General features: G+C 64.1%; 10 protein-coding genes. 1 reads left to right on the top strand and 9 read right to left on the bottom strand.

Annotated features, from left to right (window positions below):
• Positions 1 to 17: 17 nt before the first annotated feature.
• The 7 genes from ASC98_RS29225 to ASC98_RS03385 form a co-directional block, all read right to left on the bottom strand.
• Complete coding sequence (locus ASC98_RS29225; RefSeq protein WP_200953093.1) at positions 18 to 1,106, bottom strand: DNA cytosine methyltransferase; 1,089 nt, start codon at positions 1,104 to 1,106, stop codon at positions 18 to 20.
• Between the two features lie 6 nt (positions 1,107 to 1,112).
• A complete protein-coding gene (locus tag ASC98_RS29220; protein ID WP_082542192.1) occupies positions 1,113 to 2,222 on the bottom strand; it encodes a DNA cytosine methyltransferase in 1,110 nt (369 codons plus the stop codon).
• 400 nt (positions 2,223 to 2,622) lie between these two features.
• The gene (locus tag ASC98_RS03400; RefSeq protein WP_056819630.1) at positions 2,623 to 3,180 is read right to left on the bottom strand and encodes a hypothetical protein; all 558 of its coding nucleotides are present in this window, start codon (positions 3,178 to 3,180) and stop codon (positions 2,623 to 2,625) included.
• Positions 3,180 to 3,746: a glycoside hydrolase family 108 protein gene (locus tag ASC98_RS03395; RefSeq protein WP_056819627.1), complete on the bottom strand. Its 567-nt coding sequence runs from the start codon at positions 3,744 to 3,746 to the stop codon at positions 3,180 to 3,182. Before ASC98_RS03395 ends, ASC98_RS03400 begins: the two co-directional genes overlap by 1 nt.
• A 97-nt stretch (positions 3,747 to 3,843) precedes the next feature.
• Positions 3,844 to 4,107 carry a hypothetical protein gene (locus tag ASC98_RS30050; protein ID WP_157598160.1) on the bottom strand — a complete coding sequence of 88 codons (264 nt, stop codon included), beginning with the start codon at positions 4,105 to 4,107 and terminating at the stop codon, positions 3,844 to 3,846.
• Positions 4,091 to 5,662: a phage portal protein gene (locus ASC98_RS03390; protein WP_235581153.1), complete on the bottom strand. Its 1,572-nt coding sequence runs from the start codon at positions 5,660 to 5,662 to the stop codon at positions 4,091 to 4,093. Before ASC98_RS03390 ends, ASC98_RS30050 begins: the two co-directional genes overlap by 17 nt.
• Positions 5,662 to 5,868: a hypothetical protein gene (locus ASC98_RS03385; RefSeq protein ID WP_082542213.1), complete on the bottom strand. Its 207-nt coding sequence runs from the start codon at positions 5,866 to 5,868 to the stop codon at positions 5,662 to 5,664. Before ASC98_RS03385 ends, ASC98_RS03390 begins: the two co-directional genes overlap by 1 nt.
• 433 nt (positions 5,869 to 6,301) lie before the next feature.
• On the opposite strand from ASC98_RS03385, the gene ASC98_RS03380 reads away from it, so the two are divergent.
• On the top strand, positions 6,302 to 7,654 hold the full coding sequence (locus ASC98_RS03380) for a hypothetical protein (protein ID WP_157598161.1): 1,353 nt from the start codon (positions 6,302 to 6,304) through the stop codon (positions 7,652 to 7,654).
• A gap of 814 nt (positions 7,655 to 8,468) precedes the next feature.
• Here ASC98_RS03380 and ASC98_RS03370 read toward each other — a convergent pair.
• Positions 8,469 to 9,326 carry a hypothetical protein gene (locus ASC98_RS03370; RefSeq protein WP_056819612.1) on the bottom strand — a complete coding sequence of 286 codons (858 nt, stop codon included), beginning with the start codon at positions 9,324 to 9,326 and terminating at the stop codon, positions 8,469 to 8,471.
• Between the two features lie 223 nt (positions 9,327 to 9,549).
• Positions 9,550 to 13,281, bottom strand: a complete 3,732-nt coding sequence (locus ASC98_RS03365; protein WP_056819609.1) for a phage tail protein — start codon at positions 13,279 to 13,281, stop codon at positions 9,550 to 9,552.
• Position 13,282: the final 1 nt, after the last annotated feature.

Below are 13,282 nucleotides of genomic sequence, written 5' to 3'. Positions count from 1 at the left end.
CCCTATGGATATTGACTTCAGGCCGCCAATTGAGACGACTGCACTTGATCCAAATGAGTACGCAGCGCCTCCGCAAATCGTCTAGCCAAAATCGGGGGAACTGCATTCCCGATTTGCCGCCACTGCCGTTCCACATTCCCGACAAGATCGAAATCATCAGGAAACGTTTGGAGCCGCTTCACCTCCGAAATCCGGAGAATCCGACTCCTCCAGTGAAAGGGCCCCATATTATTCGACCTGCGGGCCTGAATAGTCCATGATGGCATATCAGGACTCAGCTTCAGCAAGAAGGACCAGTAGCGAGAGCGCCATTTGAAAACCGGCTCGGAGTGTCCTCGCTCGGCCGTATAGTGAAGATAATTCTCTCCGGGCGGAATACCTCGCAGCAAGTCGTGGTGGGCGCCTCCGGCGAAATGCCCTTCATCCGACGCGTTCTCTTCGGTGTCCAAGTCACGTAATACTGCCCCTGCGGTCACCCAAGGTAGCATGCCCGCTTCTTCTGGAGATTTTGCATGAGTAGGAAGCGGCGAGAGCACTTCACCATCCCGGGAACCGATCACCAAGCAACGCTCCCGTATTTGCGGAGCACCGTAATCTGCTGCATTGACAATCTGCCATTTAACAGTATAGCCAAGCTCAGTTGCAGAATTTACGATGTGCTCAAGCGCTTCCCTATGGACCCCATATGCCAAGCCGCGGACATTTTCGAGCAAAAACGCACGCGGCTGGACATCCCGCAGCACGCGCAGATATCCACCGACCGTCTCTGCTGCCACGGGATCATCGAGCGCGCGCGGCTTCTCTTTCAAATAGAAGCGGCTCTTGGAAAATGCAGGGCAGGGCGGCCCGCCGACCAGTAGATCCACGCCTCCCGGCCGCAAGTTCGCTGCCGCCAATAATTTTTCAGTGGGAATAGATCCGATCTTCCCGACGACGTACGGAACGCCAGGGAAGTTTTGAGCATAAGTCTCAGAGCATGTTTTGTCTGCGTCGGTTGCAACTGCGACACGGAAGCCGGCGGCCTCGACGCCCAAATCAAGCCCACCACATCCAGAAAATAGGCTAATGCACGTCGGTCGGTTATCCCGCTTCAGTAGTTTAGGCAAGGCAATTTACTCCAGTGATTCCAGTACTGCCCCGACCATCAACTTTGCCAATGGTACGGGCACCGCATTGCCCATCTGCCGTACACGCTCCCGACGACTTCCTGCGATAACGTATTCCCGAGGAAAACCCTGTAAGGCGGCCATCTCGGGTGTCCGCAGCCGACGATTCTTCCAATGGAATGGCCCCGTCCAGGGACCCGGAGAGGCTGCAAGAGTCCATGACGGTCGATCCTTCGACAGCTTCAACAGAAAATTCCAGAAGCGCGTTTCCGTCACAAAGGTTGGGTTTGGATGATTTGCCCAGGATGTATGGGCCTTGTAGTTCCAACCGGGTGGAACCTCCTCTAAGTGACGAGCCCAACGTCCTGTCACTACTTCTTCCGGCTCGAAATACTTCTTCAGACCGAGGCCATCCAGGGCCTCCCCAGCAGTAACAGCCGGCGGAAGCAATAGGTTTTGCGCATCCAAGGCATGAGTCTGTTCTGGTCTGTTAGGCTTTCGCTTCTTCGACCCGAGAACGAGCACGCGCTCTCTCGCCTGCGCAACGCCGTACTCAGCAGCGTTCGCGACCACCTCCGTCACCTCGTAACCGGCGTCCCGAGCCGACCTTACAAGGCCGTCATATATAGGCCGGTTGCGAGGATGCCGAATGCTGGGGACATTCTCGAATACGAATCCGTCCGCGTTCGACTCGCGCACAACACGCCAGAACTCCCGTACAAGATCGCGCCGGTCGTCATCCTTCACCTTCGTGGGCGCGGCGGGCTTCTCGACATCCTTGCCCTCCGCGCGAGCGCGACGATAGGCAGCGTCCTGTCCATCCTCCGTCCAATATGCAGCCTTGGAAAAAGGCTGGCACGGAGGCCCCCCGACGACGACCAACGGATCACTCTTCTTGAGTCCGCCAATCTTTCGCAGGTCTTGGCCCGTATAGGCACAGACATCACCCTCTATGACTGAGCCGTGGTAGCTCGGGTTCGCTCGCAGCGTGTCGCAGGCGATGGCGTTGAACTCTAAGCTTGCAGCGACACTTGCGCCCGCTTGGGAAGCGCCCACACTGAGGCCCCCAGCGCCGGCGAAGAGGTCGATGACATTGATTTTTTTGCTGCTCGACATCGCGACCCTGCAGTCCTCGTGGCATGGGTAAATATACAGTATGCCACCGTTCACTTGTTCGGAGTCGGACGCAGGGTTGCAGGTCCCTGACTTCGATCCTCAGCGAGCGTGACGCCTCGCTCACCCCGTTTGCCAACCTCCTACGGGCGCTCGAAGTCGAGACCTGGCCGTCGCGACCTACGCCTCGCGTCGACTGAACAACTCGGCGCCGGGCACAGAAATCGGCGCCAACCCGCGAGGGCTGGCGCCGAGGAAAGCCGGCCGCAAGGGATGGGAGGAGGGATAGGCGGCCAGCGGCGCGGATTTTATGTACCTGCCTGCCCTCGTCGCCGCCTTGAAACAATCGGTGCCGGGACCATCTCTGGTCGAGTGCACACGTCTCAACTAGGCATCTCGCGTGCTATTTGACGGCCGGCGCACGGGCCAACAGTTCGGTTTTCTCGGCTGAGCCCCGACTTGAACCGAACTCGAACTGGTGCGCATCTCGCAGGCCGTTGGCAAACTGCTGGGTCAGCATGCCCAGCGGGCCGTTGAGAGCCATGATCAGCGGATTCACGTCGCCGCCCTTCATCACGCCCAGCCAGGTCACGAAGACCATTGCCGACAGGCAGGCGAGCATGCCCACCACGTCGCCGACGATCATCAGGTCCGCGCGCTTGGTCGTCCTGCCAAGGCGGGCAAGTTGCACGTCGCGCTTACGGGCGTCCTGCCGATCGGCGAGGAAGGCCTTGTCGAGGTCGGCCTCGGCCGCGATCACGGCCTGGCGGAAGGCCAGCAGTGCGGCAGGATCGGCCTGGATCGCGCTCAGCGCGGCCTGGCCGGTGTCCTTGCCGGTGACCCGCTTGGCGATGTCGATGACCGTGCTGGCGGCCTGCTCCGCCTGGTCGCTGCCGGTGATCCACTTGAGGATGCTCGGCACGACCTGCGCGAGCGCGAATGCGGTGCTGATCGGATCCATCAGGCTTTGCCTCCTGCAGCGGCGGCGATCTCCACGCGGTTCAACAGCCAGCCATAGACGAAGGCTTCATCCTTCGCGCGGCGCTCGGCCAACTCGACGTAAAAGGCGCCCTGCAGCGCATTGAGAGCGCGCAGCAGCACCATCTGCCCCTCGGCGCCGCGGCGACGCACGTACTCCCGCAGCGCCGCCAGCGTCATCGGGCCGATCCGCCCGTCCGCCTTCACATCGGAATACCAGCTGCCCTCTTTGTTCAGCACGTTCAGCGCACGCTGCAGGAAGGTGGCCGCCTGGTCGGCGCCCTGGTTCACCGCGGTGTCGAACAGTTCGCCCGCCACGGCCGGTGCCGCGCTCGCGACCTGGTCGAGCTGCAGCGCGTCCCAGTACTTGCTGCGGTAGATCGCCTTGGCCTGGTCGAGGCCGAGCAGGTTCATCGGGCCGGCGTAGCCGAAGGCGCGCGCCACCGCTTCGGTGATGCCGTACTTCGTCTGGCCGCCACTGTCGCGTGGGTCACCGCTGTAGCCGGCTTCCTTGCCAAGCACGGTTTCGTAGGCTATGTTGAAGTCCATTCGTTGCTGCCTCGGTTTGGTCTCTGTTCGATTGGCCGTTGAGGTTGTTGCGCTCTCGGGGGGGTCGAGATGTTTTGGGGTTCTGCGTTGCAGTAGCTCACTTGCCCAGCAGGCGGCTGAACCAGTCGAACTTCAGCGCACCCAGGCCGAGCAGCGCCATCACCGCGTACATCGCGAGCCGGCGCAGACCTCGACCGAGTTGCCGGTCGACGTAGCCGCCCCAGACGTTGACCAAGCGCTGCGCGGTGCGCTCGTCGCCCAGCCGGGTCACTAGCTGGGCGGCGAGTTGGTCAGCCAGGTGTTCCGCGATGGCACTGGTGTCGGCATCCGTCAGGTTGCGCGGCTCATGGCTTGTCGTCATCGGTTTGGCCCTCCTCGGTGGTGTCGTCGTTCGGATCGTTGGGGTCGTTGGACTTCGGCGCGCTCGGCAGGCCACTCGCGTTCTGGTGGCGCACGTCGCTGCTGAAGCGCAGTTCCTTCTCCTCGACCTTCTTGCGCCAGTTTGCGATTTGCTCAAGCACGGTGTCGGGGTTGCGTCCGGCCTTGCGGATCACCTCGACTTCGGAGATGAATCCGGCTTGGCTCAAGGTCAGCCAGGCGGTGGCTTCCTTCGCCATGTCGATCCAGGGCATCGACGGCGCTACATACAGCACGTCGTCGTGCGTACCGGGCTTCAGGTCCGCCGGCATCGGCACCACGTTGGAGAGGTCCGCTGCTCGAATGAAGTCCTCGACCATCGGCTGCACGGCCATCGAGACGAAGTCATCGGTCAGGCAGGCGTAGTGCACCCACTGCTCGACGAGCTCCTGCCGCTGGCTGCTGTAGGTGCCGTCGTAGTTGCGGCTGACGCTGGAGTAACTCGCGCTGATGCCAGCGGCGAAGGCCCGCAGCTGCCCGTTGCGGAAGGTGATCAGGTTCGGGTTCGGGCGCTTGCTGTCGATGAGGCCGATCTCTTCGCCGACCGCGAGCGTGTCGATGATGGTGCCCGGGGACAGGCCTACCTGGCGCGGCAGATTGTTTCCGTCGTCGTCTTTCAGGGGCCCCTCGTAGCCGCCACCATCGGGCGCCTGGCGCTTCACGTAGCCAGTGAGCATGGCGGCGACCTTCGCCGCGATACGCTCGGACTCCTCGTAGTCCTTGATGTCCTCGATGCGGCCGATGACGCTCGCGAAGCGGGTCACGCCACGCAACTGGCCGATGCGGCTCAGGTGCGCCAGGTGCAGCATGCGATCGGCTGGGACGACCTTCAGGTCCGGCTGCAGACTGGTGACCTCACCGGGGTGAGTCTTGCTGACCCAGTAAGCGGTCGGGCGAACCCATGCATTGTGCTGGATGCCTTGCCGGATCCCGCGGGCGGAGTCGTCGTAGTCCAACGGCACAAAGTCAGGCTCGATCAGTTCCAGGGAGTACGGCACCGCGGTACCGTGGTCCAGGCCAGGAACCTTGCCGAGCAGGCGCTGCGCAAAGGACTCGCCATCGCGGTACAGCGTGCGGGCGAGCAGGCGCTGGCAGCGCGCGTAGCCGTGCTGCCAGCGCACCTCGGGGCGGCGCTGCCAGTCGCGCCATGCGGTCGACAGCGCGGCCGCGTAGTCGGTGTGGATCTCGCCGCTCAAGGCGCGCGGCTGGAACTCGACACCGATGCCGTTGGCGCCCACCGTGTTGTTGACCAGCACGTCCAGCGACCCGACGACCAAGTCGTGATTGCGGTCGAGATAGCGCATCTGGTTGCGCAGCGCCGCTGCGCCCTGCTCCACGAGTTGATTGGGCGAACCGCCATCGCGGCGGAACTTGCGCTGCGGGTTCGGCTGCGCGGCCTCGTAGTGGGCGAGCAGCGTGCGGCTGCGCAGGCGGTTGAGGCCGCGCCGCGGGTCGATCCAGGCGATGAACCGGTCGACAGGGTTCAGGCGGGCGGCCATCAGTCGAGACGCGCGACGGAGAAGTGCAGTCCTCCGAGGGTCGGCGCGCCGGATGTGCGGTCGCGCTCAGCGGCGACGCGTCGTTCCCATTCCTGTCGGCCGGCGCGGATCTCGGCCAAATCCTCGCTGCGGAAGACGCGGTCGCCGAGGCGCGCCTCCTTGCCAAGGAGGACTTCGGTTTCGGCCCGCAAGTACGCGGCCAGCATGGCGGAGGCGGAGGTAGTCATGCGCCCATGCTCGCGAAAGCGGCATCCAGTTTGTAGGTGAGAACGTGGACTGCTTGCGCGTAGACGTCTCAGACAAGCACTACGCGACTGTCGACCGTTCGCTGTGAACTTCCAAACCGGCCCTTCGACTACTACGCTTCCTATGCCATCATCAGATTGACGACCATAGTCCGAACTCACATCGGCACCGCCCAACGCCATCGCGAACCTCGCGCTCGGGTCGGAAGCCACCATTCTTTAGCCACCCATCCTCGTTGGATTTGCGATGACTGAACGAACTGTGCGGCCACACGACTTCTGGCTGCAGACTTGCGGACTTGATACATATCGTCGGAGCAGTAGACATGCGCGACTAGACACTCCGTGGAACGCGTTCACGGCGGATGCCCGCGAGTTGGTTTGCACTCTGTGGGTGGACTTCATCGTTGACATCCCTGATCCCGAGGACGGACGTATTCGACGTTTCATGAAGATGGGCGGAAGATCAAGACGTTGGCGGGGTGTGGCAAAGCAGCACGGCGATGCGGCGCGCGCCAACCTTGATAGAGCCATTGAACTAAAGCTCCCCGTGTTCGGATATGAGGCGGAGCCGGACGCGGCCGCACTGGAACGCGGCCAGCGCGCAGTCAAGTACTTCTACCTCGACCGACCGCACCAACTCAAGGGTTGGATTGGCTTGCGCCTTGATGACCTTGAGGAGCGGCTGCACATCGAAGACGCGTTCAGGCAGCGCGGGCTGTTCGTCAGTGAGGATTCCAATGCCCAGGCAAGGCTCTTCGAACTGGTCAACGCGACGACCGCAGCACCAGGGTCTCCTGGTTCGCGTGACGCGACGCGGAGCGACACTGCCGAGGAGGACGAGGACGGCCAGGGGTCTGAAGGCAACCTGACGGCTGAAGAGTACGCGCCTATGGCACTCTCGCTGCTGGTTGCACACATCTTCAAACAAACCGATAGCGTTCTCGCGCCGGTTACCTACCTGCAACTAGCCTCGCTACTGGGCAGGCGCAATAAGCACGGTGCCCCCTGGGCCAAAGGTCTTGGGTACGTCCTGGGTCGGGTGACAGCGCTCATTGACAGCGTCAGCGCGCAAATACCGGAAGAGCCCCCCTTTCTGACCAGCATCGTCGTGCTATCAAGTGGCACCAACGCCGGACTCCCGGACACTGGCGTGGATGGCCGATGGCCTGGGTACGAGTCGCTATCGCGAAAGGAGAAGCGAGACAAGGTCGCGGCCGAGTACCAGCGAATCCTTCATTTCGGAAGTCGTTGGAACGAGATCTTGCGATTGGTTGGGTTGACGCCAATTCCTCTGCCCTCCAAGAAAGGAGGCGGTCCCGAGCAAACGGGCTGGGGCGGCGGTGAGTCTGATGCTCACAAAGCGCTCAAACGCTACGTACATGACCACCCCGAGGTCTTCGGTGCCGCCGCCGAGTGGTTTGCACAGGAGGAGTACGCCCTGCGATCTGGGGATGAACTGGACGTGATGTTCAAGTCCGACCAGCTCTGGATCGGCGTGGAGGTGAAGTCTCGTGTTTCCGACCGACTCATTACTGACTACGAGCGGGGCCTGTACCAAGTTGTAAAGTACCGAGCAGTCTTGGAGGCTCAGGCACGCATTGATCGACCGGAACAACCTCCAACGGTGCGCGTCCTCCTTGCCCTTGAAAGTAACTTGCCAGACCGCTATCGAGATTTGGCCACGTTGCTTGATGTTCAGTACGTGGAACGAGTCAGCATGTCAGCGGAGTCACAAGCCAAATGAGAAGTGGCCTCCCTACTTCGATCCGATGCTAAGGATGTCAAAAGTCGTACCAGTGCTCCGTAACCACCGTCACGTCGATCGTCTTCACCTCGCCCGTGTTCACTTCCGTCACCGTGCACCGCTGCACCCCACTCAGCGTGTTGGCCTTGCCAACGGTCGTTGGGGCAGCAGCATTGCGCCGGAACTGCGTCGTCGCCAAGTTGGGTGACATCGCGGTCGCGGACGANTTCCGTCACCGTGCACCGCTGCACCCCACTCAGCGTGTTGGCCTTGCCAACGGTCGTTGGGGCAGCAGCATTGCGCCGGAACTGCGTCGTCGCCAAGTTGGGTGACATCGCGGTCGCGGACGATCCTGACAATGTCGACCAGGCGATGGTGAAAACCCCCGCCCCGCCCTGCACCGTCACCGTCACTGGGGTGGTGGTCACCGGCACGCTTGCACCACGCGTCGACGTGAAGCCTGAGCCGAAGACGCTGGCCGTCGAGGCCGTCAGCGTGAACGAGCCGCTGAAGACCTTTCGCGCCTCTTCTTCGATGCGCTGCGCATGCTGCAGNACCGTCACTGGGGTGGTGGTCACCGGCACGCTTGCACCACGCGTCGACGTGAAGCCTGAGCCGAAGACGCTGGCCGTCGAGGCCGTCAGCGTGAACGACCCGCTGAAGACCTTGCGCGAGACGCCGTCGGCGCCATACCGCCAGATCTCGCGCGCCTTGCGTGGTGTGCCGCCCGCGTCATAGCGCCAGACCTCGCGCGCCTTGCGCGCAACACCCCCGTCGTCATACCGCCACATCTCTGCCATGTGCGCGCCTCCCGTCAGTACACGAACACGATGTCGCCCGGCGCCCCGCCCGACGGCTGACCAGCCACGTTCGTCATCGTGATGCGCCCGAGGCCGTCGCCGCCACCTCGCCCGTAGACAAGCCCGGAGAAGACCGGCGCGCTGTTCCACGACACGAAGCCCACGTCGTTGAAGAACTGCGACATCGAGCCCGGCCGCCCCGAGACGTTGCTCCAGGGCACCACGATGCTGTTCCCAAGGTGTCCGAGGCCGGCCTTGCGCAAATAGCCGTCACCGCCATTGGTCACCATCACTTGGCTGATCGGCGGGTTCTCATCGTTGCCGGATCCCTGGTGGTAGTACGTCGCCAAGAGGTGCCCGGCGCTGTTGCGCACGGGCACGGTGTTCCCGTTCGCTCCCGCGTCGGGCACCCAAGCCGTGATGGCCGGTGCACCCGTGATTCGGCCCCAAGGCACCGTCCCTTCGATGAGTTGGCCGACGTTGTCGAAGAACCACTTCCACCGGCCTTCGCTCACCGAATAGATCCCCGACGTGCCGTCGCTCGCGTTCACCATCAGCGAGTACAGCTTGGCGGTATCACTGAACTGGACACCAGCCCATCCGCCCGCGACACCAGGAATCGACACCGAGGTGTACGAGACCGGTGGAGTGTTCTTCAGGTACCCGGTCGCCTTCTCCACCCAGCTGCTGCCGTTGAATTCCTGGATCAGTCCGCCGGTGAAGCGCTTCGCGCCCGCCGGCGGGCTGGTGACGGCGCCCACGTAGGCCGGGTCCATCCACTGCGCCAGAGCGCTGAAGGAGGCCTTGATCTGCGGCAGGACGCCGGTGTCGTAGCGGTCGGTAGTGACGGGCTTGCTGAAGTCGATCGGCATGGTGGCTCGTTGATGTTGTCGTGTTGTTTGTCTTGATGGAGGAGGCTCACTGATGAGGCTCAATACCCGCGTGCGGTCCAGCTGCCCGTGCCGGTGACCTTCATGATCTCGCAGATCACCGAGGTGGGGCTCAGNGTGACGGGCTTGCTGAAGTCGATCGGCATGGTGGCTCGTTGATGTTGTCGTGTTGTTTGTCTTGATGGAGGAGGCTCACTGATGAGGCTCAATACCCGCGCGCGGTCCAGCCGCCCGAGCCGGTGACCTTCTGCCCGGTCTGCGGGTTCAGCAGGTAGACGGTGAACCCGGTCGGGTTCGGCACGTCGAGGAAGTCGACGATGGGCAGCAGTGCCGTCGTCCCGTTGGCCTGGCACAGCGGCGTGTCGGCATCGATGAAGGGCACCGCGAACGGCACTGCGACACCGGCCGCCGCATTCGTGATCACGAAGCGCCCCGAGTCGGTCTTCAGCTTGTTCGACAGCTTCACTTCGAAGCTGGTGATGCGGATCAGGTTCGCGCCCGCGCTGCAGCTGAAGCTCCACACCACCCGGACGTACCGGAAGCTCGCCGCCAGCACGCTGGTCGTGCCCGCGGCCGCGGCTGTCCAGGCGTCTGCACTGTTCAACTTCGTGTAGATCTGGCAGCTGGATGCGACCTGTCCGGCGACCACCGTCGCGCCCAGCGTCACGGTGACGATCGTCGGCGGGAGCGCCGTGCCGTAGTCGAAGGTCTCGTCGTAGGTCGCGGCGGCCACGCTCGGCTGTGCGTACAGCGGGAAGCCGGCGTCGACCTGCTGCTGCGGCGTGGTCCAGCCGTGCGATTCGAAGTGCTGCGCCCAGGTCTCCGGCGCGACCGGTCCGAGCAACGCGCCGTCTTCCAGGAACAGATTCGTTGCGGTGCCGCTGAACGTCGAGCGGATCTGCGTGCGCAGCACGTAGTCGGGCGGCTGGTTGATGGTGGCCGCGATGCCAACCGGCGCGCCGGTGTTGCCTGCGCTGTCGAAGGCCGCGACCCAGTACGTGAAGACGCCAGCCTGCTGCTCGAAGATCGCGGTGAAGGTGCTGTTGCCATTCGACCCAACGATGGCACCGACTGCCCAGCTCGCGCCCTTGCGGACCTCGTAGCGGTCGATGGGCAGGCTACCGCTGCCCGGAGCGGTCCAGTACAGCAGCGCGTTGTTGTCGACGACCTCGGCGCGCGACGCGACGATCGCGCCTGGCGCGGTGACCACGGTGTCGACCGACGAAGCCGCGCCGCGGTTGCCCTTCACGTCGATCGCCGCGACCCACCAGCGCCTGGCGCCGCCCCAGTCGATGCGGCGCAAGTGCCGCGTAATCTGGAACACCCCGACCACGGTGGCCGTGGCAAAGCTGTCGCCGAAGCGCAGCTCGTAGCCGCTGATCGCAAAGGCGCCCGGCACACCGGCATAGTCGAGCTGCAGGTCGGTGCCGGTGATTGTCGCGTTCAGCGCAGAGATCGCCGGTGCCGTCACCGTGCCCGCCACGCTCGTCGGCGTGCTGCGGTTGCCGAGCGCGTCGACCGCAGCCACCCAGGCCGTGAAGGCTCCGCTCGCCTGCACCGCCCAGAGATGCGAGGTGCCGCCGAGCTGCTCGAGCACCTGGGCGGTCGACCAGGTCGCGCCCTGACCTGTGCTCACTCGCCACTCGTAGCCGACTACGTCCGGCTCGGCGTTCTTCGCGCACTTCAGCCGCACACCGAACGGCTCGAAGGATGCGGACACGTCCGTCGGCGCCGACGGCGGCAGCGCAGCCATCGCACCGGTCACGCGGTAGTCGTAGGCCTGCACTTCGGCCAGGCTCTGCTCGGCCGCGCCGAAGATGTTGAAGCTCGTGAACTTGAAGTGGATCGTCTTGCCGATGAACGACAGTTCCAACGGCCCGCTCTTGCCGATCGCGCTGTCCACGCGCACGAAGGCATCGCCCACCTGGTGGCCGGTGCTGGGCGTGCCGTGCGCGCCGCGCACCAGGCCGGACAGCGCATAGGTCCCGGGAGCGAGCAGCGCCGCGTTCTGGAAGGCGAGGTACTCGGGCACCGTGCCGCCGACGTAGCAGAGCGTGCCGAGCGCCGCAGCATCGGCCGCGCTGGTGCTGATCAGTTGGCCGCTGGTGTTCACCGTGACACTGTCGCCGCTGATGAAGGTGCCCAGCCGCCCGTAGCGCGCCGGCCCGTGCAGGGTGCTGGCCTTCTGGTAGTTCAGCCCGTCGACGCTGACCCACACGTTGCAGCCGCCCCAGGCCGCGCTGCTGCCCTTCACCGCGGCGTACACCTCGAGCCCGGTTTGCGTGAGCCCCACCGGTGCCTCGAACAGCACCGGCGCATCCACGTTGCCCGGTGCGGCGTTGTAGTCGTGCAGGTAGCCGGCGTTGACTTCGCTCGGGTACATCGCCGCGCTGGCGACACCGGCCGGGAAGTCCTCGGCCGTGATGGTCAGGTCGCCGTCGTCGTTCTCTTCGTCGGTCGCTATGATGCGCACCGGATGCCGGTCCAGCCCGAGGCCTTCGTCGGTCAGCGTCACGATGTCCATCGGCTCCAGCAAGCTGAAGTTCACCGGCAGCTTGAAGGTGTAGGTCGCGCGGATGTACAGCGAGCGCTGCAGCAACAGCTGGGCGACCAGGCGCGCGACGGCGCCGTCGGTGATCCAGTCCGCCTTCACGATGGCCTCGGAGCGCAGCCCGTGCGAATCAATGTCCGCCTGGTCTTTCGCCTCGGCCACGTCGACGTTGTAGCTGTTGGACCGGTTGCGGTACTGCACCCGGAAATGGTTCTTCGCGTCGGCCGGGCTCTTGCGCTCCTGCTGCACCGGCGGCTCGCCCGGGCTCGGGATGAAATGGTCGTCGGTCAAGTCGTAGACCGGCGTGACGTTCGGCGTGAAGGTGCGGCCCAGGCCTGACTCCAGGCTGTCGCCGTAGGGAATCATCTTGAGGCGTCCGGCGCTCCACACCGGCGCGGTGTTCGTGAGCCGCCCGAGCAACTGCACCAGCTCGGCCGCGGAGATCTGTTCGGTGAGCGCCGGAGACATCACGAGGCCGGCCGCGACGCAGTAGTCCGACCAGTCCTGCATGCCGTCGAGGCGGTCGCTCGCGATGTTGGCGCCGTAGCGGCCGTTCATCAGCAGGTCCAGCAACGCACGGCTCGGGTCCACGTCGGGCACCGCGCTGCCGAGCGAGTACGCGAGAGCGCCCTGGATCTCGAAGGTGTGGTTCTCGACCTGCGCCGATCCGCCGAGGTCGTAGTCCTTCGCGCAGACGTACGCCAGGCCGCTGTATCCGAGAGCCTGCGCCGGGTTCGCGCCTTGCAGGTATGACCACGGCGCCTGGCCGAGCGCGCCGGTCTTGAAGCTCAGGCCCAGCTCCTCGAGCGCGCTCTGCTTCGTGCCCGCGGTGACGACCAGGTAGTCGATCGTGACCGCCATGCCGCGGTACTTGTCGTTCAGGATCTTGACGATGGCGACATCGCCATCGGTGTCGACCGAGTAGTCCACGCCGTTGGCGAGCTGGGACTTCAGGAAGAAAAGCGGGACGTACACCGCCTGGATCGATGCGAACGCGGCATCGAGCGTGGTCGACATCGCGCCGGCGGCCGGCACCGCGTATACCTTGCGCACCGAGGCGAACTGATCGCCACGGATCCCGCCGTTGTAGAGCTTCTTGCCGCGCCAGATCCGCGGCACGCCGTTCATCTGGCCGTGGCACAGGCCCATCATCACCGAGGCTGTGTAGGTGTATGTCGTGCTCTCGGACGTGACCCCGCCGCCGCCTTTGCCGGCGGATTGGCTCGTCGTGTGGGGGACGGCTTTGAAATCGCCGTACCAGATCAGGTTGCCGCTGATCTGGTTCACGCCGTAGACGACCGGGATCGTCACGCCCTGGGCACTGCTCTGCAGCTTGAGGGCTTCGATGCGGGTTTCGCTGCTGGAGATGGTGGTGCGGCCGCCCATG

This window comes from Rhizobacter sp. Root1238, from assembly GCF_001425825.1.
Classification (GTDB): domain Bacteria; phylum Pseudomonadota; class Gammaproteobacteria; order Burkholderiales; family Burkholderiaceae_C; genus Rhizobacter.
The sequence above is the reverse complement of the archived record's forward strand: the minus strand, read 5'-3'. Positions and strand labels throughout refer to the sequence as shown.